Raw genomic sequence first — 26,391 nt, 5'->3', positions numbered from 1 at the left:
AAAAGCCACTCGACAGCCGCCGTGCGCGGGGGCAGAGTGCGTGCCTTGGCGTGGGGCAAGGGGGCTGACGCATGGACTTCATTTCGATCCTGTCGATCTTCGTGCTCGCCTGCTTCGTCGGCTATTACGTCGTCTGGTCGGTGACGCCGGCGCTGCACACGCCGCTGATGGCGGTCACCAACGCGATTTCCTCGGTCATCATCGTCGGCGCGCTGATCGCATCGGCGGAAGCCGGATCGGTCGCGGCCAAATGGCTTGGTCTCGCCGCGGTGGTGATGGCGAGCATCAACATCTTCGGCGGCTTCGCGGTCACCGAGCGGATGCTCGCGATGTACAAGAAGAAAGAGCGCTGAGAGGCGCACGGGGAACCAGGGGGTAAATCGTCATGCATGAAGCCTTGGACGTGCCGGCCTGGGTGCCGCTCGCCTATCTGATCGCCGGCATCTGCTTCATCATCGCGCTGCGCGGGCTCTCCAGCCCGGAGTCGAGCCGCCGCGGCAACCGATACGGCATGGCCGGCATGGCGATTGCGGTGGGCACCACGCTAGGGATCCACGACATCGCGAGCCTGCCCGAAATCATCGCGGCGATCGCGATCGGCGGCGTGATCGGCTTCGTCATCGCGCGGCGCATCGCGATGACGGCGATGCCGCAGCTCGTCGCCGCGTTCCACAGCCTCGTGGGCATGGCCGCTGTGCTCGTCGCCGCCGCCGCCTTTCTCAATCCGCAGGCCTTCGGCATCGCCGATGCCGCGGGCGTCATCTTCCCGGTCAGCCGGATCGAGATGGGGCTGGGCATCGCGATCGGCGCGATCACCTTCTCAGGATCGGTGATCGCCTTCCTGAAATTGAACGGCAACATGTCGGGCAAGCCGATCCTCGTGCCGGCGCGCCACCTCATCAACCTCGGCACGCTCGCCGCGATCCTGATCCTCATTGGCCTCTGGACCGCCGCGGCGACGCCCGAGCCGTGGATGTTCTGGACGGTCACCGTACTCGCATTCGCGATCGGCTTCCTGCTCATCATCCCGATCGGCGGCGCGGACATGCCGGTCGTCGTCTCGATGCTCAATTCCTATTCGGGCTGGGCGGCGGCGGCGATGGGCTTCACGCTCGGCAACAGTGCCATGATCATCACCGGCGCGCTGGTCGGCTCGTCGGGCGCGATCCTGAGCTACATCATGTGCCGGGCGATGAACCGCAGCTTCATCAGCGTCATTTCGGGCGGGTTCGGCGCGGTCGCGGATGCCGGCGGCGATGCCGAGAAGATCGACCGGCCGTGGAAGCGCGGCAGCGCCGAGGACGCCGCCTTCCTCATGGGCCAGGCCGAGCAGGTCATCATCGTGCCAGGCTACGGCATGGCGGTGGCGCAGGCGCAGCACGTGCTGCGCGAGATGGGCGACAAGCTGAAGGAGCATGGCGTCCGCGTGAAATACGCCATCCACCCGGTCGCGGGGCGCATGCCGGGGCACATGAACGTGCTGCTCGCCGAAGCGAACGTGCCCTATGACGAAGTGTTCGAGCTGGAGGACATCAACAGCGAATTCAGCCAGTCCGACGTCGCCTTCGTGATCGGCGCCAACGATGTCACCAACCCGGCGGCGAAGACCGACAAGAGCTCGCCGATCTACGGCATGCCGGTGCTCGACGTGGAGAAGGCCAAGACCGTGCTGTTCGTGAAGCGATCGATGGGCGGCGTCGGTTATGCGGGCGTCGACAATGACGTCTTCTATCGCGACAACACGATGATGCTGCTCGCCGACGCCAAGAAGATGGTCGAGGAGATCGTCAAGTCGATCGACTGACGCAGCGGATTGATCCGTATCGGATGTAACCCTGCGGCAGATTTTCGATGGAGCGGGGACTACCCTACTTCGTGTCGATCTTTTCTTGCGCTTTTCCGCCCTTTGCATCGCCGGCAGGCGTCGATCGGTTTCGGGTCGGACGACTGGTTCCTCGGCGACTTTCTGTCGAAAGTCCGGTCCGAAACGGACGTAAACCGGCTCCCGCTTCGCTCCGCTTTGCAGCCTATCCTCGTCCGATAAGGCCCGTTCGACCGGGCGCGGACAAGGGGAGAGGGCGATGGCCGCGGACGGATTTGCGATGACATCTTACGGGCATCAACCCTCGGCGCTGCTGCTGACGGACGGGGATGCGGCGGCGGCGCGCGTGCGGCAGATGGCCGAGCGCGCGAACCTGCGCATTTGCGGAAGCGACCGGATCGCCGATGCGATCGGGCGGATCGAGCGGCAGGCGGCGATGGACGCGGTCCTGGTCGAGATCGAGCACGATCCCGGCCCGATGCTCGACCGGCTGCTCGAGCGGCTGGCGGCCGACACCGCCGCGTCGCGCTACGGCGCGGTGATCGTCGCACCGCCGGCGCTGATCGATGCGATCGCGGCGCGCGGCGAGGGGCGGATCGAGCATCTCTGCGATCCGAGCGAGGAGGAGCGGGCGCTGGCGACCGCAGCCGCCGCGGGGCGCACGCAGGCGCGGCTGCACGATGTCGTCAAATCGGGCGTGTCGCCCAATCTCCAGCAATTGAGCGCCGAGGTCGGCCGCATCGCATCGATGCTGGCCGAACTGTCCGAGCAGGGCGAAGATGCCGCGCTCGCGCGTGCGGCGGTGGAAGAGGGCGGCGCGGCAATCGATCCCGAGGCGCTGCGCCATTTCATCCGCGTGCGGCGGATGCGCGAGCGCTTCTTCCATCCGGCGCTGTTCGCCGATCCCGCCTGGGACATGCTGCTCGATCTGATGGCGTCGCGGCTGGAGGGCACCAAGGTGGCGGTCTCCAGCCTCTGCATCGCCGCCGCGGTTCCGCCGACGACGGCGCTGCGCTGGATCAAGACGCTGACCGACCACGGCCTCTTCGTCCGCCAGGCCGACCCTGCCGACGGGCGCCGCGTCTTCATCGAATTGTCCGACGATGCGGCGAGGGCGATGGAAGGCTGGTATCGCGCGACGATGAAATTGCTCCAGCAGGTCGACGCCAAGGATTGAGCCCGCCCGCGTCCCGGCGCGGGACAGCCCGCGAAGGGGGGATGCGGGGCGGCTGCGGACGCGGCAAGGCTGCCGCGGCATGCGCAAGATCGTCATCAAGAGAGGACGCCAGCGGCGGCGCCTGAGGCGCGATCCCGGCGTCATGCTGCGCGCCGGAGTCGGCGCGGCGGCGCTGCTTGGCTGCGTCTCGGCGCTGCTCCCCGCGGCGTTCGTCGAGGGTCCGGTGGCGGCGCGGCCGATCGCGGTGGCGCCCACGCTTCCGCCCGCACCCTCTTTCGCGATGCCCGGTCCGCCGCCGCCGGTCGCGATCGCCGGCAATGCGGCGCTGCCCTTCGACAGCGGCCCGAACCCGGCCGCCCGGCCGTTCCTGCTGCGCGCCTCGGCTGCCGACGAGATCCGCTCGCTCGAATGCCTGACGAACGCCATTTATTATGAAGCGGCGTCCGAGGGCGAGGCGGGCCAGCGCGCGGTGGCGCAGGTGGTGCTCAATCGCGTGCGGCACCCGGCCTATCCAGCAACGGTGTGCGGCGTCGTCTATCAGGGCGCCATGCGGAGCGGGCCTGGCTGCCAGTTCACCTTTACCTGCGACGGATCTCTGGCGCGCCGTCCTTCAGCGGAGGGCTGGCGCGCAGCGCGGCGGATCGCCGCGGCGGCGCTGGCGGGATCGGTTTATGCGCCGGTCGGCCTCGCCACCCATTATCACGCCGATTACGTGCTGCCCGACTGGGCGCCGCGCCTCGCGAAGATCGCGGCGGTGGGCGCGCACATTTTCTACAAGTGGAACGGCGCGGCGGGGACGCCGGGTGCCTTTAGCCAGCGTTATGCCGGGTTCGAACCGCCGCCGGTACCGCAGGGCTATCTGCTGCCGGCGCGGACTGAGATGCCGCGCGGCGCGGCGGCGCTGATCGCGCGTGCCGACGCAGCAGGGGCGATGCTCCCAGTGGCTGCGGCGGCTCCGCCCCAGGTGCAGGTCGACGATCATCTGCCGCAGAGCCGTGTGCGTCCCGAATTCGCCAACAGCGGCCGCTGGCGCGCGGATGCGCCGGGCGCGGCCGAGGCCCCGGTAGGCTAGTCGCCGCTTTCCATCGCGGGCCGAACCGCTACAACTCGGGCCATGTCGCGCCTCTTCCTACGCTTCGCCCTGCCGTCCGCGCTGCTCGCCGGATCGGCCCTCCTCCACGCTGCGCCGCCCCGCGAGGAATCGCCGGTGCCGCGCGATCTGATCAATGCGGTCGACGCCCAATCGCCCGACGCGGAGAGCGATGCGCTCGCTGCCGTCGCAGCCGCCAATCCGCTCGGCAGCAAGGAAAATCCGGTGCGCGTCGGCGGGCCGGAGGGCGAGCGCGCGTATCTCGCGCGGCTGCGCTGCGCCGACGGCAAGGCGCCGCAGATCGGTGCGCGCAGCGAGGCCGGCGCAGGCGGCTTCGGCAGCGTCGTCGCGTCCTTTGCGGTGACCTGCCCGGGCGCGGCTCCGCAAGCCGTCATCATGGACATGTACCATGAGGAACATGACGAAACCCGCGCCCCGGCGGGGCTGACGCTCAGCCCACGCTAGGCCGCGCTCAGCGCGCGTTTAGCCCTGGCCCCCCGGCGCACACTGGCCGACGCGGCGGCCGGTGGTGTGCGACTTGAAGGCCATCGCGCCCGGGGCATCGGCGCCCGCGGCGGGCACCATCTGCATGTCCATCGTCATGTCATAGGCGGATGCGCCATAGGTGCCGGCCATCGCCATGGTCATCGTGCCGGGCATGTCGCCGCCGGTGCAGGTGACCTTGCCGCGCACCTTGCCGCCCGCCATCGAGAAATCCTCATACTTGCAGCCCTTGTTCTGCTGGCCGGCGAAGAAATCGGCGTCGGGTTTCTTCGCCTGCTCGGGCGTGATGCAGCTCTGCACGGTGGTCTTCTGACCGCGCATCTGGGCGAGCGCCGCTTCCGGCATGCCCGGCGCACTCGCCTCGACAATCTCCTGCGTCATCTCCCACTGCCCGGGCTCGAGCTCGATCGAACTCATTTCGGCGGCGACCTCCTTGGCGGTCATTTCGCCCTTCGGCGCATCGGCGGCCTTGTCGCCGCAGCTCGTCAGCAACGCCAGCGCCGTCGCGGCGCCCATCCAATGCAGTTTCATCATCGCTCTCCCCCTTTGGATTATCAGTTGCCGGCACCGGACGCCGTTGCGCCTGGCTTCATCAGATCGAGCACGGCAGCGGTCATCGCCTTGGTGCCGAGGATCACCGACGGTTCCGGATCGATCTTGAACAGCGGCGAGTGGTGCGAGGGCACCGGCGGCCCGCCCGCCTCGGCCGCGTCGAACGCCGCCTTGGGGGTGCCGCCCACAGCGAAATAATAGCCGGGCACGCCCTGATCGCGCGCGACCAGATAGGAGAAATCCTCCGCACCCATGCCGGTCTGCTCGAACGGCTTGAAGCTGTCCGCACCGAGATCGCGGATCAGCGCGGCGTTGAGCCGCTGGGCGAGCGCGGTGTCGTTGATCGTCGTCGGCGTGCCTTCCGAGACCTTGACGGTCGGCAGCTTGTCTTCGGGCAGGCCGTTGGTGCGACCGACGCCCTCGGCGACGCGCGCGATCGCCTTCAGCAGATAGGCGCGCGTCTCCTCGTTATTGGCGCGCACGGTGAGCTGCAGGTCGGCGCGGTCGGAGATGATGTTGTGCTTCGATCCCGCATGGAAGGCGCCGACGGTGATGACGCCCGGATCGAGCGGCTGGCGCTCGCGGCTGATGATGCCCTGCAGCGCCATGACGATCTGCGAGCCGATGTAGACCGGATCCTTGCCGGTATGGGGCGAGGCGCCATGCGCGCCGACGCCGTGGACGGTGATGTCGACGCTGTCGGCCGAGCTGTACTGGATGCCCTCGGACGCGCTGATCTTGCCGGTCTCGAGGTTCGAGGCGACGTGGAAGGCGAGCGCATAATCGGGCTTGGGGAAGCGCGTGTAGAGCCCGTCGTCGAGCATCGCCTTGGCGCCGGCGACGCGCTCTTCCGCGGGCTGGACGATGAAGACGATCGTGCCCTTCCAGCGGTCCTTCATCGCCGCGAGCTGGGTCGCGGTGCCGACCAGCGAGGTGATGTGCACGTCATGCCCGCAGGCGTGCATCACCGGATTTTCGACGCCGTCGATGCCGACCTGCCGCACCTTGGAGGCGTTGGCGAGGCCGCTCTTCTCCTCCACCGGCAGCCCGTCCATGTCGGCGCGGACCAGCACCGTGGGGCCGGCGCCGTTCTTGAGCACGCCGACGACGCCGGTGCCGCCGACGCCTTCCGTCACCTGCATGCCCGGAATAGCCTTCAGCTCCTTCGCCATGCGCGCCGCGGTTTTAGTTTCCTTGAACGAAAGCTCCGGGTTGCGGTGAAACCAGTCGAACAATGCGCCGAGGCGCTTGTCGTAATCCGCCTTGATCGCCGGTGCGTAGTCGGGCGCGGCATAGGCCGGAGCGGCGAGACCTGCGGCAAGTGCGAACAAGACTGGAAAGCGCATCGAATCCCCCTGATTTTTGCTGTCGAAGGGGATGGTAGCGGCGCGGGCGGCGCGTGACCATATAGGGCCCATGGCCATCCAGATTCGCACCGGGCTCGAAGAGCCGGACACCGGACAGAATTTCATTCCCCACCGCCCGCAGCGCCCGGAAAAGGGCGAGGGCGGCAGGCCGTTCCGCATCGTCTCGGACTATGAGCCGGCGGGCGACCAGCCGACCGCGATTGCGGAGATTGTCGACCAGATGCGCGGCGGCGAGAAGGACCAGGTGCTGCTCGGCGTCACCGGATCGGGCAAGACCTTCACGATGGCGAAAGTGATCGAGGCGGTGCAGCGCCCCGCGCTTGTGCTCGCGCCCAACAAGATCCTCGCCGCGCAGCTCTATGGCGAGTTTAAGAGCTTCTTCCCGGAGAATGCGGTCGAATATTTCGTCAGCTATTACGATTATTACCAGCCCGAGGCGTACGTCCCGCGCAGCGACACCTACATCGAGAAGGAAAGCTCGGTGAACGAGGCGATCGACCGGATGCGGCACAGCGCCACCCGGTCGCTGCTCGAACGCGACGACGTGATCATCGTCGCCTCGGTGTCGTGCCTCTACGGTATCGGATCGGTCGAGACCTATTCGGCGATGATCTTCGATCTGAAGAAGGGCCAGACGGTCGATCAGCGCGAGATCATCCGCAAGCTCGTCGCGCTGCAGTACAAGCGCAACGACCAGGCGTTCGCGCGCGGCAATTTCCGTGTCCGCGGCGACAGTCTCGAAATCTTCCCGTCGCACTATGAGGACAGTGCGTGGCGGATCGCCTTCTTCGGCGACGAGATCGAGGAGATCGTCGAGTTCGACCCGCTGACCGGCAAGAAGTCCGCCGCGCTCGATCATGTCCGCGTCTATGCCAACAGCCATTATGTGACGCCGGGGCCGACGCTGAAGCAAGCGATGGAAGCGATCCGCCACGAGCTTTCCGAGCGGCTGAAGGAGCTTGTGGCCGAAGGAAAGCTGCTGGAAGCGCAGCGACTGGAGCAGCGCACCAATTTCGATCTCGAGATGATCGCCGCGACGGGAAGCTGCGCGGGAATCGAGAATTACAGCCGCTTTCTCACCGGCCGCCTGCCCGGCGAGCCGCCGCCGACTCTGTTCGAATATCTGCCAGAGAATGCGTTGCTGTTCGTCGACGAGAGCCACCAGACGGTGCCGCAGATCGGCGCGATGGCGCGCGGCGATCACCGGCGCAAGATCACGCTCGCCGAATACGGCTTCCGCCTGCCGAGCTGCATCGACAACCGCCCGCTGCGATTCAACGAATGGGACGCGATGCGCCCGCAGACGGTCAGCGTCTCGGCGACGCCCGGCGGCTGGGAGATGGAACAGACCGGCGGCGTATTCTCGGAACAGGTGATCCGCCCCACCGGCCTCATCGATCCCCCGGTCCTCATCCGCCCAGTTGAGGATCAGGTCGACGATCTGGTGTTCGAGGCGCGCGAGACCGCCAAGCAGGGCTATCGCACGCTCGTCACCACGCTCACCAAGCGGATGGCCGAGGATCTGACCGAATATCTGCACGAGGCGGGGCTCAAGGTCCGCTACATGCACTCGGACGTCGAGACGCTGGAGCGTATCGAACTGATCCGCGACCTGAGGCTCGGCGTCTACGACGTGCTCGTCGGCATCAACCTCCTGCGCGAGGGGCTCGACATTCCCGAATGCGGTCTGGTCGCGATCCTCGATGCGGACAAGGAAGGCTTCCTTCGCTCGGAGACGTCGCTCATCCAGACGATCGGCCGCGCGGCGCGCAACGTCGACGGGCGCGTGATCCTCTATGCCGACCGGATCACCGGATCGATGGAGCGCGCGATGGCGGAGACCGATCGCCGCCGCGAGAAGCAGCGCGCCTACAATGCCGCGCACGGCATTACGCCGCAGACGATCAAGCGCAACATCGCCGACATCATCGCGCATGTCTCGACCCGCGACGGCGTGCTGGTCGACGCCGGCGACGACGAGCGGCCGCATCTCGTCGGCCACAACCTCCGCGCCTATATCGAGGATCTCGAAAAGCGGATGCGCAAAGCCGCCGCGGACCTTGAGTTCGAGGAGGCCGGACGCCTTCGCGACGAGATCCGCCGCCTGGAGGCGGACGAGCTCGGCCTGCCAGAGCACGAGCGCAAGGCTCCGGTGGTCGGCCATTCCAACGAAGGCAGACCGGGCACCCGCAAGACACGGTTTGGGAAGCAGAAGCGCACGAAGTTCGGACGCTGAAGTTCGGCCGCAGCTTTCGGGAAGGCAGGGAGGCTGGTGACGGCTAGGGCTTGCTGATGGAAGACATCGATTGGGCCAAAGCTGAAGCCGACCTCGACGCGCACGGCTGCGCGATTCTTCCCGGCCTCTTGAGCGCTGGCGAATGCACGGTGCTACGCGAGGGCTGGGCGACCAGCGATTATCGCAGCGAGGTAGTGATGGGGCGGTACGGCTATGGGCGTGGCACCTACCGTTACTTCACTTACCCGTTGCCCGATCTGGTCGCGGCATTGCGGGCAGGCCTCTATCCGCCGCTGGCCGCGATCGCCAATCGCTGGGCGGAGCTACTGGGCAGCGATGCGCGCTATCCCGAAGCGCATGCGGATTTTCTCGCGCGCTGCCATGCGGCGGGGCAGGTGCGTCCGACGCCGCTGATTCTGCGCTACGAGGCGGGGGACTGGAATGCGCTGCACCAGGATGTCTACGGCGCCCATGTCTTCCCGCTGCAGGTCGCGGTGCTCCTTTCAGAGCCGGGCGCGGATTTCACCGGCGGCGAGTTCGTGCTGACCGAGCAGCGGCCGCGGATGCAGTCTCGCGCCGAGGTGGTGCCGCTCGGGCTAGGTGATGCGGTGGTGTTCCCGGTGCGCGAGCGGCCGGTGCAGGGCAGCCGCGGCTGGCACCGCCGCCAGATGCGGCACGGCGTCAGCCGGCTGCGGAGCGGGCTGCGCTTCACGCTCGGTATAATATTCCACGACGCGGCCTGAGCCGTCAGGCGGTCAACGCGCAGATCGCGGCGGATCGTGTGACGACGACCTTGATCTCGGGATCGTCCATTTGCTGGATGGCGGTGACGAAGCGGGCGAGGGTGATGCGCCCTTCGGCATTCTTCATGGCATCGGCGGTGGCGGCGATGCGGCGGAGCTGAAGGACGCTGAGGCGATCGGTCCAGCGCTGCGCCATGCAGCGGGCGACCGGCTCGGACAGGCCGCCGGCGACCAATTGTTCGGCAACGCGCCCCTCGAGCGGCTTGGCGCAGCCGGCGATCAGCACAAATGGGGCGAGGAAAAGCATCGTGCGCATCCGGCCATCCTTAGCCGTGTGCTGCATTCCGTCCAGCGGATCGTCGCTGTGGAGGGGTTGCCCTCGCGCCTGTCGAGCGGGCATGGGCTGTGCGACAGGAGAAAGGCGTCAACATATGATCATGCGCAGGATCGGCTTTTACGGCTTGCTCGCCGCGCTGACGGTGGTGGTGGGCTGCGTGCCGTCGCGCGAGCCCGCGCCGCCCCCGCCGCCCACGCAGGAACCGCCGCCGCCCCCGCCGCCTTTGCCAGAGCCGCCGCCTGCAGCGACCGACTGGCGCGACATGCCGCTGACGCCGGGTGCCTGGACCTATCGCAACGAAGGCGGGAGCAGCATCGCGCTGTTCGGCCCCTCGGCGAGCGAAGCGCAATTCGCAGTGCGCTGTGATCTCCAGCGCCGGCAGGTCGTCCTGTCGCGCGCCGGTGAGACCACCGGCAATGTGATGACCGTCCGCACATCCTTCGGCGCGCGCAACCTGGCGTTGTCGCCGGTTCCGGGGCCGCTCCCGGAAGTCGGCACCACGGTGCAGCCGCGCGATCGCTTGCTCGACGAAATGGCGTTCAGCCGCGGACGCTACACGGTGGAGGTGCCGGGCCGTCCGATGCTCGTCATTCCCGCCTGGCCGGAGCCTGACCGGGTGATCGAGGATTGCCGGGGCTGAGCGCGTCGCTCAGCCGCCGTACGAAGCGGGAAACCATCTGCTCTCGTACCCCGCTGCCGCGCAGCGCCGCCCCGAGCAGACCCGGGCTGCGGCTGGTGACGTCGATATAAAGCTGCCCCAGCGAGGCTCCGGTCGCGGGATCGTACAGGAAGACGGTTCCGGCCATGCGATCGCTGCTGCCAAGGAGCGCGCCGCCAAAGTTCGTGACCTTCAAGTCGTCGATCTCGACCGTCAGAGCGATGGGGCGGCCCCGCTCCTGACCAACTTCGCGTAGGATCATGTCGTGGAGCAGCGCACGGAAGTTGGACGATGCCGGGCCCGTGGCTTTGCCGCTCGCAATGGCATCGAGCCTGGCGACCGAAGGCCGCGCCATGTCGGTGACGGTAATCGATGCCGACTGGACGTAGGAGACGCCGCGGATGTCGCGCGCGACCGGGAGGACTTCGTCGGTCGTCCCGGCACAAGCCGTTAGAAGGAAGAGCGTCGCAAGGATGGAAAGTCGCACAGCCCCACCTCGGCGCGAAGCATGGAATCCTAGCCGCAAAATAATTGAGTTCAAGTCTTGTTTGGCGAGTCCGCACGACTCATAGTCGGGTTCTGTTCAACAGCGAAAGGAGGTGATCCGATGTCTCATGGTTCAGCTAAGAGGTCGGTTCTGCTCGTTCGGGAGATGAAGGCCTAGGCCTTCGCGTCAGGTCTTCCGGGCTGGAGCTTCCGGCCGCTGACCATGTTAGGAGGGTCGTCGGGCATCCCGCCCGGCGGCCCTTCAACACATTTGGGTACTTGGGTTCTAGCGGCCGAACCGCCGCGCGACGCGCGCCTGCCAGAGCATGATCGCAGGCACCACGCCCAGCTCCATCACCAGTCCGAATATATGGCCGCTGCCCGGCGGGCCGTGCTGGATCAGCGAAACGAGGCGGGCGAGGCCGCCGGCGACGACGATGAGGCCGAGTGCCCGCACCAATGCGCCGTTGCGCTCGATCCTCGGGATCGCGAACGCGAAGGCGATACCGATGCCGAACAACAAGCCGGAGAGGTAGCGAAAGTGGCTGTCGAGATCGATCGGCAGCGGCGCGGCGACGCCAGGGAGGATCTCCGCGCTGCGGAGGATGCCTGCGCCGCCGGCCAGCAGCGGCACCAGGCACGCGGCTGCGACAGTGATCTGGAGGAGGCGCTTTTCGCTGTCAGCGCGCATGAGGTGCGCGGCCTTCGCGGATATAATCCTCGCGGACGCGGACGGCGCGGGCGGAGATCGACACTTCGACGAAGAACAGCAGCAGCCCGACGGTAAGCGCGATCATCACCGCAATGAACAGCAGCGCGACCGGCACGGTGAAATTCAGCGTCATGATGCTGGCGAGGAACAGGACGATCACCGTGACGCACACCAGCACCGCGGAAAGAGTACAGGCTGCGATGGCGTTCTGGCAGATGGTCATGCGGCGTGAAAGGATCGCCAGCTCACCGAGCTCCCGCCGACGCTCCTCGTCGCTGCATCCCTCGGAGAGATGGCGCTCGAGCGACCGCACACGATCGACGATCCGTGCCAGCCGCGCGACCATCACGTTGAGCAAGCTCGCGGTGCCAACCAGCAGGAACACCGGGGCGATGGCAAGCTGGATGATACGCACGATCGCGTCGATGTCGGCGGGATACATGGCGGGCGTCCTGCGGCGAAGCCGCGCCGCCGTCAATCGCGCTGCACTTTCGACGTGCGCTAGGTTGCCCTCGCCGCAACGGACTCGCGAACCGCGGGGCGGCGGGCAAAGGCGCGGCACGGGAGGCAATCGATGAGCATGATGATTGCGGCCGCTTTGGCGCTGGCATCGCCGGCGCCGCAATGCGTCATGAACCCGGTGGACCGGCTATGGGCCGAGCGAGCGCTGGACAATTTCGGCAAGGTGTCAGGCGAGAAATTGCAGCTTGCCGACCGGGCGCTGCCGACCGTGGTGATGTTCGATGCGGCGTGCAGTTACGTCGCCCCGCCGGGCCGCACCGCGCTGCGTTTCAGCGCCAAGAGACATGGCGGCACGGTGACGCTGCCCGACGGCGGTGAGGTTCCGGTTGGAACGATCTCTTTCGCGGCGCCCGAGACGACAACGTCGCCGGGCTATTTCGTGATGGCGCTGCCCAGCGTGTGGCGCGCCCAAGGCGTGAAGAGCAAGCTCGGCCTCGAGCGGTTGATGGACGGCGTGCTGCTTCACGAGATGATGCACACCTATCAATTTTACTTCGTTACCCCGCGGCTCGCGGAACTCACCGAGACCTACGGCTTGCCCGATGATCTGAGCGACGATTCGCTGCAGGAGGCGTTCAAGGACAATGCCAACTATGTCGCGGCCTATGAGGAAGAGCGCGATTTGCTGTTTGCGGCGGCGCGGGCACCCGACGATGGGCAAGCGCGGCACCTGGCCGGTGAGGCCTTGGCTAAGATGCGCGCGCGGCGCGCCCGCTTCTTCACCGGAGACCAGGCGAAATGGGCGCCGCTCGACGAAATATTCCTGACGATGGAAGGGATCGGCCAGTGGGTGAGCTATGCGTGGCTCGCCGATCCTGAGGGCGGGGCGGTGCCTGAGGATCTATTGCTGCCCGAAGTCCGCAGGGGCGGCCGCTTCTGGACGCAGGACGAAGGCCTGGCTGCATTTCTAGTGATCGATCGGCTCGTTCCCGGCTGGCAACGCCACGCGTTCGCCGAAACACCGGAAACGGTCGAAGCGCTATTGGCGCGCGCGGCGAAAAGCCCGTCAGCAAACTAGTTGACGACGGCAACCGTTATGGCATCTTCTCGGCATGACCGATGCCGTCGTCGCGCTGCGCGCTTTCAACCGCTTCCACACGCGCTTCTCCGGCGCGCTCGATGCGCATTACATGCACAGTGAGCTGTCGCTGGCGGAAGCGCGGCTGCTCTACGAGATCGCGCATCGCGACGCGGTGCTGGCGCGGACGTTGCAGGACGAATTGGGGCTCGATGCGGGCTATGTCAGCCGCATGTTGCGCCGGTTCGAAACGCGCGGCTGGATCGCGCGGCGGCGCGGCGCGGACGGGCGGGCGCGGCCCATCGCGATCACGGCGGAGGGCCGCGCGGCGTTCGACGCACTCGACCGGACGACGCGCGGCGAAGTCGAGCAGCGGATCGCGCATCTCGGCGAGACCGACCGGGCGGCGCTGGTCGGCGCGCTGAAGACGGTGGAAGCTTTGCTCGGCGGCAGCGCGCCCGACTGGTCGATCCGCACCTTCCGCGTCGGTGATATGGGCATGATCGCGGCGCGCCAGTCGATCCTCTATGCCGAAGGCTGGGGCTGGGGCCGCGGCATGGAGGTGCTGGAGGGCGAGATCACCACCGGTTTCCTGCGCAATTTCAAGCCGGGTCGCGAGCAATGCTGGGTGGCCGAGCGCGGCAGCGTGATGGCGGGATCGGTGTTCGTGGTCGATGGCGGCGGCGATGTCGCGAAGCTCCGGCTGCTCTATGTCGAGCCGTGGACGCGCGGGCTCGGCATCGGCGCCGCGCTGGTCGACGAATGCGTGAAATTCGCGCGGGCGGCCGGCTATGCTCGGCTCAGCCTCTGGACCCATTCGGTGCTGGAAAGCGCGCGGCGGCTTTATGCGGCGGCGGGCATGGAGATCGTCAAGGTCGAGACGCACGACACGTTCGGCAAGCCCGAACAGGGCGAAATCTGGGAGATGGTGCTTTAGCCCTGCAAGACAGCGTTTGACGTCCACCGAACGGTGTATTATAACAATAATACACAGGGAGGTTTGGATGCAACATATGGCTGTCATCGGACTGGCGCTGACCATCGCGGCATCCGCCAGTGCGCAGGCCAGCCCGGCGCTGCTGGTCGTCGGCATGCCGCATTTCGGCAATCCGGGGCAGGACATCGTCAATATTCGGGTCGAGGATGTGACGACACCGGATCGCCAGCGCGAAATCGAGGAGCTGGTCGCGCGGCTCGCCGCCTTCCGTCCGACGCGGGTTGCGGTGGAGTGGCCCGTCGGCGCGCAGGAAAAGCTGGACCAACGCTACGCCGATTATCGGGCCGGCCGCTACAAGCTCAGGCCGGACGAAGTCGATCAGATCGGCCTTCGCCTAGCCGCCAAGCTCGGCCTGTCGCGCGTCGACGCGGTAGACTGGAACGACGAATTCCCCGGCCCGGATGCCGACTATGATTTCGTCGCATGGGCGAAATCGCATGGCCGCGGTGCGGATTGGGACAGGCGCGTCCGTGAGCAACAGGCCGAGGCCGATGATCGGGCGAGGCTGATGGCGTGCACGCCGATTTCGGCATGGGTCCGGCAGCTCAACACGCCCGATGCGCGCGCGAAGATGCAGCGTCCCTATTATGAGATTGCGACAATGGGGGACAATGCGGCCAACCCCGGCGCGAATTGGGTCGGCGGCTGGTATGCGCGCAACCTGCGCATCCTCAATAATCTCACTGCGCTGGCCCAAGATCCGGAAGCGCGGGTGATCGCGATTTACGGCGCCGGGCACGGATATCTGCTCGATCAACAGGCCCGTGAGGCGGGCACGTTTGCGGTGGCCGAGACCCTGGCTTACTTGCCGGCCTCGCCGCGTGATGGGTGGAAGCGCTGCCCGGATTGACGCTGTCGGCCATTCCGGCGAATGCGGACGTTCCGCTGCATCACCCATCAGGGAGACTCCGGCCTTGGCCGGAAGGACGAGAGCTTGGCCGAGCGTTTTTCCTTTTCGATCCGTGCGACCGACGGCGCGGCGCGCACCGGCACGATCGCGATGCGCCGCGGCGAGATCCGCACGCCCGCGTTCATGCCGGTCGGCACCGCGGCGACGGTGAAGGCGATGAAGCCGGCGGACGTCCGCGCGGCAGGCGCCGACATCATCCTGGGCAACACCTATCACCTGATGCTCCGCCCCGGCGCCGAACGGGTGGCGAAGCTGGGCGGGCTGCACCGCTTCATGGGCTGGGATCGGCCGATACTGACCGACAGCGGCGGCTATCAGGTGATGAGCCTCAGCGAACTCACCAAGGTCAGCGAGGAAGGCGTGGCCTTCGCCAGCCATCTCGATGGCAGCCGCTATATGTTGAGCCCCGAGCGATCGATGGAGATCCAGACGCTCCTCGGCTCAGACATCGTGATGGCGTTCGATCAGCTCGTGAAGACGACCGACACGGCGGATGCTCAGCAGGCGGCGATGGAACGATCGACGCGCTGGGCGCGGCGATCGCGCGTGGCGTTCGACGCGCTCGGCAATGAAGGCGCGCTGTTCGGCATTCAGCAGGGCGGTCTCGACGAGGGCTGGCGCCGCGCTTCGGCGGACGCACTGATCGACATCGGTTTCGACGGCTATGCGGTCGGCGGGCTTGCGGTGGGCGAGGGGCAGGAGGCGATGTTCGGCTGCCTCGATTTCGCGCCCGGCCAGCTCCCGGCCGATCGCCCGCGTTATCTGATGGGGGTCGGCAAGCCCGACGATATCGTGGGTGCGGTCGAGCGCGGCATCGACATGTTCGATTGCGTGCTGCCGACACGCAGCGGGCGAACGGGGCAGGCCTTCACCTGGTCCGGCCCGATCAACATCCGCAACGCGAAATTCGCCGAGGACGCCGCGCCGATCGACGCGGACTGCGCCTGCCCGGTCTGCGCGACTTGGAGCCGCGCCTATCTCCACCATCTCGTTCGGTCGGGCGAGATATTGGGCGCGATGCTGATGACCGAGCACAACATCTCATTCTACCAGCAGCTCATGGCGGGTCTCCGCGATGCGATCGCGGAGAGCCGGCTCACCGCCTGGGCGGACCAGTTTCGCGCCCGCTATCGCGGCGGGCGATGATCGCGTCACGTCCGCCGTCCGCACCACGCCGCAGAATTCATAGCCCAAAGTCGCGACATGTGCGGCGTGGACGTCCTCCGCGGCGATGATCCCGCCGCGCGGATCCGGCAGATCGAAGCAGTCGCACGCATCCTCGGCAAGGATCATCGTCCACCCCATGTTCGCGCCGGTGCGGATAGTCGTGGAGACGCACATGTCGGTCGCGATGCCGAAGGCGAGAATGCTCTCCGCGCCAATCCTGCGCAGGCGCAGATCGAGATCGGTGCCGATGAAGGCGGAATTGACGCTTTTCGATACCAGCGGTTCGCCGGGCAGCGGTGCGAAGCCGGGGCGCGCCACATTGCCCGGCGCGCCAGGCGCCAGCGTGGCTCCGGGCGCGACCGAATCGTGGCGGACGTGGATTATCGGCCGCCCCAGGGCGCGCCATTCGTCGAGCAGCGCCAGGCCGTTTTCGTCCACGCGGTCGTTCCAGCGGCGCGGCCACGGGTCGGCGTCGAACGCCTGTTGCATGTCGATGGGCAGCAGCACCGTGCGGTCGGTTATCGTGATCATGGCAAATCTCCCTGGGCGCGACTTATCCCGTTCCTTCTGCCGGTTTCATTGGGCATGATGCCGGAAGGACCGGCAAAATGCCGGTGGGAGCGCGCGTGGACGACAAGGACAGGCTGCTGATGACGCTGCTGCGCCGCGACGCGCGGCGTTCGGTGGTGGCGCTCGCCCGCGACCTCGGCCTGTCGCGGAGCGCCACGCAGGATCGCATCGCCAAGCTCTCCGCATCGGGCGCAATCACCGGTTACACGACGATCGAGGGTAATGCCGCCGCGGCGCAATCGGCCTATCTGATGGTCCGCTTCGTGCCGGGAAAGCGCTGCGCCGATGTCGTGCCGCGCTTGCGGTCGATCCCATCCGTCGCGCTCGCCCACGCGATCGCCGGGCCGAACGATTTGCTCGTCCGCATCGACGGCGAAAGCGTCGCCGACATCGAGCGCGCGCGCGCCGCCATTGCAGCGGTTCCCGGGATCGGCGAAGTGCTGACCCACATCGTTCTGGAAAGGCATGTCGGATGAGTGACACGCATATCGCCACCTGCAGTTGCGGCGCGCTGACGGCGACATGCCGGGGCGAGCCGGAGCGCAAGTCGGTGTGCTTCTGCTTCGCCTGCCAGCGGCGGACGGGCAGCGCCTTCAGCCTCAACGCGACCTACCTGCGCGAGGCGGTGACGATCGCCGGCGAGAGCCGCGACTGGACGCGATCCAGCGACGAAGGTTTCTGGTCGCGCAGCAGCTTCTGCCCAACCTGCGGCACCACGCTGTTCTGGGAGATAGAGCGGCGCCCCGGCATGATCTCGATCGCCGCCGGCGCGTTCGGCGAGAGTGATTTCCCGCGGCCCGACGTCACCGTCTACGAGGATCAGGGACGGCCGTGGATCACCATCGACACGGGGGCGCCGATCGTCCGCATGTAGCGCGTTCCCGCTGCAATATTGCCGTCACGGCCGCGACTTGCATCTGCCATCGCGGCGTCGGCGCGCTGCCACAGGCCAGGCCCATAGCACCCGCGGATCAACGCAAGCGGGGCCATCATGAGCAGCGACATCACTTTCTACGCGACCGGCTATTCCGACGGCGACGTGGACACCAACACGTCCGACAACCCGACCTTCTCCAGCATCGCCGCCGCGCGCTATTCGCGCCGCCAGACGATGTTCAGCGGCGTTGCGGCGCTCACCGTCGCGACGCTCTCGACCAGCCTGCTCGCGGCCTGCTCGGACAGCGATGCGCCCGATGCGCCGCTCCAGGTCTCCGCCGGGCAGGACGGGCAGACGAGCGCGGGCCGGCCGGTGACGATCACCGGCACGGTGGATGCGGAAACGCAGAGTGTGAAGTGGGAGCAGGTTTCCGGCCCGACCGTGACGCTCGCCAATGCCGACACGCGCGCGGTGAGCTTCATCGCGCCGGGCGTCGCCGAGCAGGCCGCGCTCACCTTCCGCTTCACCGCGACGTCGGCCGACGGCCGCACCGCGAGCGATGAGACGGTCATCACCGTGACCCCTGCGCGGCTCGGCTTCGATGCGGTCGCCAAGAGTCTGGCCGACAAGGTGGTCGTGCCCGCGGGCTATAACGTCACCGTGCTTTACCGGCTCGGCGATCCGATCCGCTCGAACGTCGGCGCCTACGCCAACAACGGCAGCGATGCGGACTTCGACGGCCGCGCCGGCGATCATCACGACGCGCTGCAATATTTCCCGCTCGCCGCGAGCGGCAACGGGCCAGATGCCGCGAACAATACGCGTGGTCTGCTGGTGATGAATCACGAGAATATCACCCAGGAGTATCTCCACGCCGGCGCGCCGAGCCCAGCGCCGAGGCCCGAGCGTGAGGCGCTGAAGGAAATGGAATGCCACGGCGTCAGCGTCGTCGAGGTGACACGCGCTGCGTCGGGCGCCTGGTCCTATGTGCAGGGCGGCGCGCTCAACCGCCGCATCACGCCGCTGACGCCGATGGACTTCCACGGCCCCGCGAAAGGCAATGCCAAATTGAGGACGCTCTTCTCGCCCGACGGCACCAAGGGCCGCGGCACGATCAACAATTGCGCCAACGGCTATACCGCCTGGGGCACGAACCTGACGTGCGAGGAGAATTGGGCTTTCTATTTCCGCCGCGACGCGGGCGACAACAATGTCCGCACTCCGGCCGAAGTCCGCGCGCTCGGCCGCTATGGCATCAACCAGGGGAATTCGGGCAATTACGCCTGGACCAGCGTCAGCCCGTCGGATGCGTCGAGCACCGTTTACCGGCGCTGGAACGCGACCGTCGATCCCGCTGCGCCGGCTGACGGCACCGGCGATTTCCGCAACGAGCCCAACCAGTTCGGCTGGGTGGTCGAGATCGACCCCTATGATCCGACGAAAGCGCCGCGCAAGCGCACCGCGCTCGGGCGTATCGCGCATGAGGGCTGCTGGCCGGGTCTGTTCACGGCCGGGCGCAAGCCGGCTTTCTACACCGGCGACGACGGGCGCGGCGAATATATCTTCAAGTTCGTTTCGGCGACGCCTTGGGCCGCGGGCGATGCGCAGGCTGCGGACCGGCTGGCGATCGGCGACAAATATCTCGATGCCGGGACGCTCTACGTCGCGAAGTTCAACGCCGACGGCGGCGGCGAATGGCTGCCTCTGGTGTTCGGCCAGGGGCCGCTGACCCCCGCCAACGCCACCTACGCCTTCGCCGACCAGGCCGACGTGCTGATCCACGCGCGGCTTGCAGCCGATCTGCTCGGCGCGACCAAGATGGACCGGCCGGAATGGGGCGCAGTGAACCCGAAGAATGGCGAGATCTATTTCACGCTGACCAACAACAATGCGTCGGGTCGCCCGCTTGGCGGCACCGATGCGGCCAACCCGCGCCATTACAACGATCTCAAAGGCGCGACCAACCAGTATGGCAACCCCAACGGCCACATCCTCCGGTTCCGCGAGAACGGCGACAATGGCGAGGCTACGAGCTTCACCTGGGACATTTATGCGTTTGGCGCGGGCGCGGACCTGCCCTCGCAGGTCAACGTCTCCGGGCTCGACGCCAGCAACGATTTCTCCAGCCCTGACGGCCTCTGGTTCTCGCGCGCGACCAATCCGGCGGGGCAGAATTCACCGGTGGTCTGGATCCAGACCGACGACGGCGCCTTCACCGATCAGAGCAATTGCATGATGCTCGCGGCGATGCCGGGTGCGGTCGGCGACGGCGGCGCGGCGACGATCACCAACCAGGGCGCGGACGGAACGCTGCGAAATCAGTCGACGATCGTCGGCAAGGCGCCGGGCGCCAACCTCCGCCGCTTCCTCGTCGGGCCGAAAGAATGCGAGATCACCGGCGTCGATTCGACGCCGGACGGGCGCTCGCTGTTCGTCAATATCCAGCATCCGGGCGAGGGGCTGACCGGCGCGAGCGCATGGCCGGACAGCCAGAACGGCGGCAGCTCGACCGCGCGGCCGCGCTCGGCGACGATCGTCATCACCAAGGACGACGGCGGGGTGGTCGCTCTCTAGCGGACGGGAGGCGGCGGGCGGCGCGCTTCGCGCCGTGCCGCCGCCGCCGCGACGATCGCGCGCTGGCGGGCGGGGGAGGCGCTGCTCCACTCGCCGATCTCGCCGAGCGTGCGGCCGCAGCCGAGGCAGACATCCGCCTCCAGCGTGCAGACCAGGATGCAGGGGGAGGGCACCGCCTCCGCGGACATTGGCTTAGTGGCCGAAGCCCGTGCCCAGGAAGCTCGGCACCGGGCCGTTCCAACCTTCATCGACCAACGCGGGCTCACGGCTATCGCGGTCCTCGCGGGCGCGGCGCGGTTCTTCGCGGCTGCGGCGCGACTCCTCGCGACGCGGCTCTTCGCGGGCTGCGGCGGGCGCATCCTCGCTTTGGGCGCGCTTGCCGCCGCGACGCTTCGGCTCCGCTTTCTCCTTGCGCTCGGCGCGTCCGCCCTTCGGCTCGGGCGCCGCCTTCGCGGCGGCGCCTTCCATCGCCGGAATCTTCATGCCGGTCAGTTTCTCGATCGCGTCGAGATGCTCGGCGTCCTCCGAAGTCGCGAGCGTGATCGCGACGCCGGTGGCACCCGCACGGCCGGTGCGGCCGATGCGGTGGACGTAATCGTCGGGATGCCACGGCACGTCATAGTTGAAGACGTGGCTGACGCCCTTGATGTCGAGCCCACGCGCGGCGACGTCGGAGGCGACGAGGATATTGATCTCGCCGGTCTTGAACCGGTCGAGCTCCTTCAGCCGCTCGGGCTGCTCCATGTCGCCGTGGATCTGGCCGGACGCGAAGCCGCGGCGCTTGAGGCTGGTCGCGAGCTCGCGCACCGTCGTCTTGCGGTTGGAGAAGATGATCGCGGTCTTCACGTCACCGGCGCGGAGCAGATCGACGATCGCATCCTTCTTCTTGCGCGAGTCGGTCCGCACCAGCCGCTGGTCGATCGACGTGTTGGCGGTCGCCGGGCGCGACACCTCGATCGCCTTCGGGTTGGAAAGGAACTTGTCCGCCAGCTTCTTGATCGGCGGCGGCATGGTCGCGGAGAACAGCAGGGTCTGCCGCGTCGCTGGCAGCTTGGTGCAGATTTCCTCGATGTCGGGGATGAAGCCCATATCGAGCATCCGGTCCGCCTCGTCGATGACGAGCAGACCGCAGCCGGTCAGCAAAATCTTGCCGCGGCCGAACAGGTCCATGAGCCGCCCCGGCGTCGCGATCAGCACGTCGACGCCTTTTTCCAGCGCCTTCTGCTGATCGCCCATCGACACGCCGCCGATGAGCAGCGCCATCGAGAGCTTGTGGTGCTTGCCGTATTTCTCGAAATTCTCGGCCACCTGCGCGGCAAGCTCGCGGGTCGGCTCCAGGATCAGCGATCGCGGCATCCGCGCGCGGCTGCGGCCCTGCGCCAAGATGTCGATCATCGGCAGCACGAAGCTCGCGGTCTTGCCGGTGCCGGTCTGGGCGATGCCGATGAGATCCCGGCCCATCAGCACCGACGGGATCGCCTGGCGCTGGATCGGCGTGGGGGTGTCGTAGCCCGACTCGCCGACGGCGCGGAGCAGTTCGTCTGAAAGGCCGAGGTCGGCGAAGCTCATGGGCGCGCTAAAAACTCATGCTGAAGGAAATGCGAGAATGCCTCTCCGGCTTGTGCGCGCCAGAGAGGGAATGTCAAGCCAAGCTCAGTCGTCTGTCGCGTCGCGGGGCACCGGCTTCAGGGAGCGGAACGTGTCGATCGAACATTCCCCGCCGACGCGGGAGCGGATCGCGTCGCGGTCCGCGCAGACTTTTCCGTCCTCGCTGGGGCGGATGTAGAAGCCGTGATAATAATCGAGCGCGGGGCAGCTCCGTTCCAGCTTCGCGCGGATGCGGCTGTTGTCGCGCAGCACCAGATCGACGCTGTTGGGGCCCATCATCGCGGCGGCGCGGACGTCGCGCGCGGCGATGCATTTGGGGCCGCGCTTCTCCTTCCACTCAATGTTGGGCGGCGCACGATCGGGGCGGGCACGCACGGGGACGCGCACCATGATCTGCTCGCGCACGATCAGTTGGGCGAAGCGGAGGGGATCGTCGGGCGCGGCGCCGTCCTGAGCACCGGCGGCACTCGCGAGCAGCAGCCACGCCGCGGTCCATTGGATCACAAGCGTGTCTCCATCGCGGCGGGTGTATGGCTTGGGCGGTTGAACAGGGGATTAATTCTATGGCGCGGCTGCGCTAAGCGGATGCGATGACCAGCAGCCCGTTGCTCGAACGCCTCTCCGCCCGCCTAGGCCCCAAGGGTTTCACCGCCGATCCTGTCGCGATAGCGCCGTGGGCGGAGGATTGGCGCGGGCGCTGGAAGGGCGCGGCGGCGGCGCTGCTATCGCCGGCTTCGACCGAAGAGGTGGCCGATGTCGTGCGGCTCTGCGCCGAAGCACGCGTGCCTCTGGTGCCGCAGGGGGGCAATACTTCGATGGCGGCGGGCGCGACACCGGACGCCAGCGGCGATGCGATGATCCTGTCGCTCCGCCGCATGAACCGGATCCGCGCGCTCGACGCCGATACCGATAGTGCGGTGTGCGAGGCAGGGGTGATCCTCGCCGATCTCCATACAGCGACCGCGGAGGTCGGGCGGCGGTTTCCGCTCACCCTGGGCGCCAAGGGCTCGGCGACGATCGGCGGGCTCGCCTCGACCAATGCCGGCGGGACGCAGGTGCTGCGGTTCGGGACGATGCGCACCCTCATCCAGGGGATCGAAGCGGTGCTGCCCGACGGATCGGTGTGGAACGGACTCACCGCGCTCAAGAAGGACAATCGCGGCTACGATCTGAAGCATCTGCTGGTCGGCGGGGAGGGCACGCTGGGCGTCATCACCGCCGCCAATCTGCGGCTGGTTCCGGCGGTCGGTGCGCGCAGTGTCGCGTGGATCGGGCTCGACACGCCGGATGCCGCGCTCGATCTGCTGCGGATGCTCGAAGCGGCGATGGGCGATGCGGTGGAGAGTTTCGAGCTCGTGCCGCGGGTCGCGCTCGATCTGGTGCTGGCGCATGTGCCCGGCACCCGCGCGCCGCTCGCCGAACCGCATGCATGGAACGTGCTGATCGAGGCGGTGTCGCCGATGGCCGCGCCGTCGCCCGAAAAGGCGCTGTATGAGGCGCTGCACAGCGCGCTGGGCACTGGGCTGGCCGCGGACGCGGTGATCGCGGCGAACGAGCGGCAGGCTGAGAATTTCTGGCGGTTGCGCGACAGCATTTCCGAGGCGGAAAAGCAGGCCGGTCCCGCAGCCAAGCACGATATCTCGGTCGAGGTCGCGGCGATGCCGCGCTTCATGCGTGAAGGCAGCGCCGCGGTCGAAAGCGCCTTCCCCGGCACGCGGGTCATCGCCTTCGGACATCTTGGCGACGGTAACGTCCATTTCAACGTCGGCGCGCCCTTGGGCGCGGGGCCGGAATGGCAAGAAAGCGAGGGCACCCGCGTCACCTCCTACGCCCATGACCTCGTAGTAGCGGCGGGCGGATCGATCTCGGCCGAGCATGGCATCGGCCAGATGCGCCTGGCGGAGCTTGCGCGGCTTACCGATCCGGCGCGGCTGGCGGCGCAGCGCGCGATCAAGGCGGCGCTCGATCCGCACGGCATCATGAACCCGGGCAAGCTCGTCCCGCCCGCGCCGGCGCCCGGCGCAGGGAGCCTTGCCTAAAGCGGCCTTCACCCATAGAGGAGCAAGGCACGAAATTCGGCCCGCGCCGGGCCTTATCTCACTTCCTCATGGAGACGATCATGGCGAGCGAACCGCCGAGACTGCCGCTTTTCTACAAGGGCCTCGAGCCCCTTTCCAGCCAGGTCCACGCGAACTACCGCACCCGCGCTGCGGATACGGCGCCGTTCCTGACGAATGCGCATGCCATTCCGATCACGGTCGACGAGTTCGTCACCGCGCAGCGCTTCTACCCGATCGTCTTTTCGGCCGGTGAGAATCCTGTGCCGATCGTGCTGATGGGTCTCAACGACGGCGTCAACGTGTTCGTCGACGAGGACGGCCGCCTCAAGCAGCAGGACATTTACGTTCCGGCCTATGTCCGCCGCTATCCGTTCATGCTCGCCAAGCTCCGCCCGGACGTCGACGAGCTGTCGCTCTGCTTCGATCCGGAAAGCGGCCTGGTCGGCCCGTATGACGAGGGGCTGCCGCTGTTCGAGGACGGCAAGCCGAGCATGGCGACCGATACGGTGCTGAAGTTCTGCGAGGAGTTCGAAACCTCCGCGCAGCGCACCAACGCCTTCATGGAAGATCTGGTCGAATCGGGCCTGCTGATCGATGGCGAGGTAACTATCCAGCCCACCGGATCCCCGGAGCCGTTCATTTACCGTGGTTTCCAGATGGTCTCGGAAGAAAAGGTCCGCGATCTGCGCGGCGACGAGCTGCGCAAGATGAACCAGAAGGGCCTGCTGCCGCTGGTGATGGCGCACCTCTTCTCGCTCGGCCAGATCCGCGAGATTTTCGGCAAGCAGATGGGTCTCGAAAAGGTCGTCCGCCCGGTCATCAACGACGAGGCCGAGACCGTCTTGAACTGAGAAAAGCCCTTCCTATCTTGAGGATGACGCCGCCGGGTTCCCCCCTTTACTCGGCGCGTTACGTCCCTTCGAGGGCGTTCCTCCCTGAACCTTGGCCGCTCCGTGGATATCCACGGGGCGGCTTCTTTTTGGGCTTATTCGGCGGCTTCCGGCAGCGCGCCGTCGGCGATGGCCTGAGCGACCACAGCCGCCGCGATGTCGCCCAGCAATTGCGCGATGCGGTCGAAACCCGGCCCCGGCTCGCGCGATGCCGCATCGAGATAGAGGCTGCGATCAATCTCGACCTGGAAGGCGTGGATATCCGCGGACGGGCGCCCGTGGCGGCCGGTGATATGCCCGCCGGCATAAGGCGCATTGCGCGAGACGCTGTAGCCCGCGCGCCGCACTTGGGCGGAGGCTGCCGCGACATAGGCAGGGCCGCTGCTCGTGCCGTGGCGATCACCCAATACGATATCGGCGCGGTCGGGATCGTCGCGGCGGCGCGGCGGCATCGAATGGCAGTCGATCAGCACCGCGACGCCGAAACGACGCCGCGCCGCCTCTAGCGCACCGGCGATAGCGGCGTGATAGGGGCGGTGGATCGTCTCGATCCGGCGGACGAGTTCACTGGCAGACAAGCGCGCGTTCCAGAGCGTCGCGCCGCCGAGCCGCGCGGGAACGAGGCCAAGCCCGCCGCGGATGCGTGCCGAGGCGAGCAATGTGTGACCGGGCGGCGGCGGCACGATCATCGCCGGATCGACCTCGCGCTCGTCGCGGTTGAGATCGATCTCGGCACGGGGCGCGCGGGCGACGATCGCCACCGCGCCGTCAGCCTGCGCCCGCCAGGCCAGCCGGTCGACCAGCGGATCCTCGAGCGCAGCCAGCGTCGCGAGCGGCACGCGCGCGCTGGCGAGCAGCGCTTCGGAATAGTTGCGGCCTGCGTGGGGGACCGAGAGAACGACGGGAGAAACCGGCCGATCAGGGCCGATGCGGTGGAAGGGCAGGGCGTCGTCGGGATCGGCCGTCACGGCGTCTTTCCTATGCCGGTCATCATCGCCGCGCAATCGTGCCGAAGCGGGGCGGCGGCGAACCGCCGCTGGCAAATGGCGGGCGGCTGGTTCATATCGAAAGGCGCGGCGGACGAGGCACCGGACGCCTTCGAGAGCGTTGAGAAACGATGATAAAGATCCTGCTGGCCGAAGACGACGAATCGATGCGCGCCTATCTGGCGCGGGCGCTGGAACGGTCCGGCTATCATATCACCATCGTCGATCGCGGCACCGCCGCGCTGCCACTTCTGGAGCGTGAGGCGTTCGATCTGCTGCTCACCGATATCGTGATGCCGGAGATGGACGGGATCGAGCTTGCCCAGAAGGCGGCGGTGATCCAGCCGGCGATCCGCGTGATGTTCATCACCGGCTTCGCCGCCGTGGCGTTGCGGGCGGGCGCGGCGGCGCCCAACGCCAAGGTGCTGTCCAAGCCCTTCCACCTTAAGGATCTCGTTGGCGAGGTCGACCGGCTGTTCCAGACCGAGGATCAACACAGCCGTCTTTAAGGCGCCAAAAGCCGGTTGC

30 protein-coding genes are annotated in these 26,391 nt (G+C 67.3%); 19 read left to right on the top strand and 11 right to left on the bottom strand.

Annotation, left to right across the window (positions count from 1 at the left end; all coding sequences use genetic code 11):
- The first annotated feature begins 71 nt into the window (after positions 1-71).
- The 5 genes from B9N75_RS02395 to B9N75_RS02375 all read left to right on the top strand — a co-directional run bounded on the left by B9N75_RS02395 (position 72) and on the right by B9N75_RS02375 (position 4,554).
- Positions 72-353, top strand: a complete 282-nt coding sequence (locus tag B9N75_RS02395; RefSeq protein WP_085217355.1) for an NAD(P) transhydrogenase subunit alpha part 2 — start codon at positions 72-74, stop codon at positions 351-353.
- 32 nt (positions 354-385) lie between these two features.
- A complete protein-coding gene (locus tag B9N75_RS02390) occupies positions 386-1,804 on the top strand; it encodes an NAD(P)(+) transhydrogenase (Re/Si-specific) subunit beta (RefSeq protein WP_085217354.1) in 1,419 nt (472 codons plus the stop codon).
- A 277-nt stretch (positions 1,805-2,081) separates the two neighbouring features.
- Positions 2,082-2,999 (top strand): winged helix DNA-binding protein, encoded by a 918-nt coding sequence (locus tag B9N75_RS02385; RefSeq protein ID WP_085217353.1) that lies wholly within the window; start codon positions 2,082-2,084, stop codon positions 2,997-2,999.
- 79 nt (positions 3,000-3,078) lie between these two features.
- Positions 3,079-4,071, top strand: coding sequence for a cell wall hydrolase (locus tag B9N75_RS02380; RefSeq protein ID WP_244552403.1), 993 nt, complete (start codon positions 3,079-3,081; stop codon positions 4,069-4,071).
- A gap of 42 nt (positions 4,072-4,113) precedes the next feature.
- A complete protein-coding gene (locus B9N75_RS02375; protein WP_085217352.1) occupies positions 4,114-4,554 on the top strand; it encodes a hypothetical protein in 441 nt (146 codons plus the stop codon).
- Positions 4,555-4,572: 18 nt separating this feature from the next.
- Here B9N75_RS02375 and B9N75_RS02370 read toward each other — a convergent pair whose 3' ends face one another.
- Together B9N75_RS02370 and B9N75_RS02365 are read right to left on the bottom strand one after the other, a co-directional pair.
- Positions 4,573-5,127, bottom strand: coding sequence for a DUF3617 domain-containing protein (locus B9N75_RS02370; RefSeq protein ID WP_085217351.1), 555 nt, complete (start codon positions 5,125-5,127; stop codon positions 4,573-4,575).
- A gap of 20 nt (positions 5,128-5,147) precedes the next feature.
- The gene (locus tag B9N75_RS02365; protein WP_085217350.1) at positions 5,148-6,491 is read right to left on the bottom strand and encodes an amidohydrolase; all 1,344 of its coding nucleotides are present in this window, start codon (positions 6,489-6,491) and stop codon (positions 5,148-5,150) included.
- Between the two features lie 70 nt (positions 6,492-6,561).
- Here B9N75_RS02365 and uvrB point away from each other — a divergent pair, with 70 nt between their 5' ends.
- Both uvrB and B9N75_RS02355 read left to right on the top strand, forming a co-directional pair.
- Positions 6,562-8,748 carry an excinuclease ABC subunit UvrB gene (gene uvrB, locus B9N75_RS02360; protein WP_085217349.1) on the top strand — a complete coding sequence of 729 codons (2,187 nt, stop codon included), beginning with the start codon at positions 6,562-6,564 and terminating at the stop codon, positions 8,746-8,748.
- 56 nt (positions 8,749-8,804) lie between these two features.
- Positions 8,805-9,491, top strand: coding sequence for a 2OG-Fe(II) oxygenase (locus B9N75_RS02355; RefSeq protein ID WP_085217348.1), 687 nt, complete (start codon positions 8,805-8,807; stop codon positions 9,489-9,491).
- Between the two features lie 4 nt (positions 9,492-9,495).
- On the opposite strand, the gene B9N75_RS02350 is transcribed toward B9N75_RS02355, so the two are convergent.
- Positions 9,496-9,807: a hypothetical protein gene (locus tag B9N75_RS02350; protein WP_085217347.1), complete on the bottom strand. Its 312-nt coding sequence runs from the start codon at positions 9,805-9,807 to the stop codon at positions 9,496-9,498.
- Between the two features lie 115 nt (positions 9,808-9,922).
- Between B9N75_RS02350 and B9N75_RS02345 the strand changes: the two genes are divergently transcribed.
- A complete protein-coding gene (locus B9N75_RS02345; RefSeq protein ID WP_157123659.1) occupies positions 9,923-10,468 on the top strand; it encodes a hypothetical protein in 546 nt (181 codons plus the stop codon).
- On the opposite strand, the gene B9N75_RS02340 is transcribed toward B9N75_RS02345, so the two are convergent.
- From B9N75_RS02340 to B9N75_RS02330, 3 genes are all read right to left on the bottom strand, one after another.
- Positions 10,416-10,973: a hypothetical protein gene (locus B9N75_RS02340; protein WP_085217346.1), complete on the bottom strand. Its 558-nt coding sequence runs from the start codon at positions 10,971-10,973 to the stop codon at positions 10,416-10,418. The genes B9N75_RS02345 and B9N75_RS02340 overlap by 53 nt on opposite strands.
- 285 nt (positions 10,974-11,258) lie before the next feature.
- Complete coding sequence (locus B9N75_RS02335) at positions 11,259-11,663, bottom strand: DUF4345 domain-containing protein (protein ID WP_085217345.1); 405 nt, start codon at positions 11,661-11,663, stop codon at positions 11,259-11,261.
- Entirely contained in the window at positions 11,653-12,126 is a 474-nt protein-coding gene (locus tag B9N75_RS02330; RefSeq protein ID WP_085217344.1) for a DUF2721 domain-containing protein, read from the bottom strand. Before B9N75_RS02330 ends, B9N75_RS02335 begins: the two co-directional genes overlap by 11 nt.
- A gap of 132 nt (positions 12,127-12,258) precedes the next feature.
- Here B9N75_RS02330 and B9N75_RS02325 point away from each other — a divergent pair, with 132 nt between their 5' ends.
- From B9N75_RS02325 to tgt, 4 genes are all read left to right on the top strand, one after another.
- Positions 12,259-13,224, top strand: coding sequence for a hypothetical protein (locus tag B9N75_RS02325; RefSeq protein ID WP_157123658.1), 966 nt, complete (start codon positions 12,259-12,261; stop codon positions 13,222-13,224).
- 34 nt (positions 13,225-13,258) lie between these two features.
- Positions 13,259-14,161 carry a bifunctional helix-turn-helix transcriptional regulator/GNAT family N-acetyltransferase gene (locus tag B9N75_RS02320; protein ID WP_085217342.1) on the top strand — a complete coding sequence of 301 codons (903 nt, stop codon included), beginning with the start codon at positions 13,259-13,261 and terminating at the stop codon, positions 14,159-14,161.
- 76 nt (positions 14,162-14,237) lie between these two features.
- Complete coding sequence (locus B9N75_RS02315) at positions 14,238-15,071, top strand: DUF5694 domain-containing protein (RefSeq protein WP_085217341.1); 834 nt, start codon at positions 14,238-14,240, stop codon at positions 15,069-15,071.
- A gap of 84 nt (positions 15,072-15,155) precedes the next feature.
- Positions 15,156-16,277, top strand: coding sequence for a tRNA guanosine(34) transglycosylase Tgt (tgt, locus tag B9N75_RS02310; protein ID WP_244552402.1), 1,122 nt, complete (start codon positions 15,156-15,158; stop codon positions 16,275-16,277).
- Here tgt and B9N75_RS02305 read toward each other — a convergent pair.
- Entirely contained in the window at positions 16,173-16,829 is a 657-nt protein-coding gene (locus B9N75_RS02305; protein WP_085217339.1) for a cysteine hydrolase family protein, read from the bottom strand. The two genes, tgt and B9N75_RS02305, sit on opposite strands and share 105 nt — an antisense overlap.
- Positions 16,830-16,906: 77 nt before the next feature.
- On the opposite strand from B9N75_RS02305, the gene B9N75_RS02300 reads away from it, so the two are divergent.
- From B9N75_RS02300 to B9N75_RS02290, 3 genes are all read left to right on the top strand, one after another.
- Positions 16,907-17,344, top strand: coding sequence for an Lrp/AsnC family transcriptional regulator (locus B9N75_RS02300; RefSeq protein WP_197685126.1), 438 nt, complete (start codon positions 16,907-16,909; stop codon positions 17,342-17,344).
- Positions 17,341-17,742 (top strand): GFA family protein, encoded by a 402-nt coding sequence (locus B9N75_RS02295; RefSeq protein WP_085217338.1) that lies wholly within the window; start codon positions 17,341-17,343, stop codon positions 17,740-17,742. The genes B9N75_RS02300 and B9N75_RS02295 overlap by 4 nt, the downstream gene beginning before the upstream one ends.
- Before the next feature lie 117 nt (positions 17,743-17,859).
- On the top strand, positions 17,860-20,319 hold the full coding sequence (locus B9N75_RS02290; protein WP_085217337.1) for a PhoX family protein: 2,460 nt from the start codon (positions 17,860-17,862) through the stop codon (positions 20,317-20,319).
- On the opposite strand, the gene B9N75_RS02285 is transcribed toward B9N75_RS02290, so the two are convergent.
- The 3 genes from B9N75_RS02285 to B9N75_RS02275 form a co-directional block, all read right to left on the bottom strand.
- Entirely contained in the window at positions 20,316-20,507 is a 192-nt protein-coding gene (locus tag B9N75_RS02285) for a DUF1289 domain-containing protein (protein WP_085217336.1), read from the bottom strand. The genes B9N75_RS02290 and B9N75_RS02285 overlap by 4 nt on opposite strands.
- Positions 20,508-20,511: 4 nt before the next feature.
- Positions 20,512-21,888, bottom strand: coding sequence for a DEAD/DEAH box helicase (locus B9N75_RS02280; RefSeq protein WP_085217335.1), 1,377 nt, complete (start codon positions 21,886-21,888; stop codon positions 20,512-20,514).
- 84 nt (positions 21,889-21,972) lie between these two features.
- A complete protein-coding gene (locus tag B9N75_RS02275) occupies positions 21,973-22,431 on the bottom strand; it encodes a hypothetical protein (protein ID WP_085217334.1) in 459 nt (152 codons plus the stop codon).
- 86 nt (positions 22,432-22,517) lie between these two features.
- On the opposite strand from B9N75_RS02275, the gene B9N75_RS02270 reads away from it, so the two are divergent.
- Together B9N75_RS02270 and B9N75_RS02265 are read left to right on the top strand one after the other, a co-directional pair.
- On the top strand, positions 22,518-23,966 hold the full coding sequence (locus B9N75_RS02270; RefSeq protein ID WP_085217333.1) for an FAD-binding oxidoreductase: 1,449 nt from the start codon (positions 22,518-22,520) through the stop codon (positions 23,964-23,966).
- A gap of 80 nt (positions 23,967-24,046) precedes the next feature.
- Positions 24,047-24,838 carry a SapC family protein gene (locus B9N75_RS02265; RefSeq protein ID WP_085219356.1) on the top strand — a complete coding sequence of 264 codons (792 nt, stop codon included), beginning with the start codon at positions 24,047-24,049 and terminating at the stop codon, positions 24,836-24,838.
- 134 nt (positions 24,839-24,972) lie between these two features.
- Here the strand turns inward: B9N75_RS02265 and B9N75_RS02260 are convergent, their stop codons facing one another.
- Positions 24,973-25,845 carry an N-formylglutamate amidohydrolase gene (locus tag B9N75_RS02260; RefSeq protein WP_085217332.1) on the bottom strand — a complete coding sequence of 291 codons (873 nt, stop codon included), beginning with the start codon at positions 25,843-25,845 and terminating at the stop codon, positions 24,973-24,975.
- 12 nt (positions 25,846-25,857) lie between these two features.
- On the opposite strand from B9N75_RS02260, the gene B9N75_RS13870 reads away from it, so the two are divergent.
- Together B9N75_RS13870 and cpdR are read left to right on the top strand one after the other, a co-directional pair.
- Complete coding sequence (locus tag B9N75_RS13870; protein ID WP_157123656.1) at positions 25,858-25,998, top strand: hypothetical protein; 141 nt, start codon at positions 25,858-25,860, stop codon at positions 25,996-25,998.
- Positions 25,995-26,372 (top strand): cell cycle two-component system response regulator CpdR, encoded by a 378-nt coding sequence (cpdR, locus tag B9N75_RS02255; RefSeq protein ID WP_085217331.1) that lies wholly within the window; start codon positions 25,995-25,997, stop codon positions 26,370-26,372. The genes B9N75_RS13870 and cpdR overlap by 4 nt, the downstream gene beginning before the upstream one ends.
- The last annotated feature ends 19 nt before the right edge of the window (positions 26,373-26,391 follow it).

The sequence above is a fragment of the Allosphingosinicella indica genome (genome assembly GCF_900177405.1).
Taxonomy (GTDB): Bacteria; Pseudomonadota; Alphaproteobacteria; order Sphingomonadales; family Sphingomonadaceae; genus Allosphingosinicella; species Allosphingosinicella indica.
Note: the sequence above shows the minus strand (reverse complement) of the source record. Positions and strands in the feature narration are given on the sequence as shown.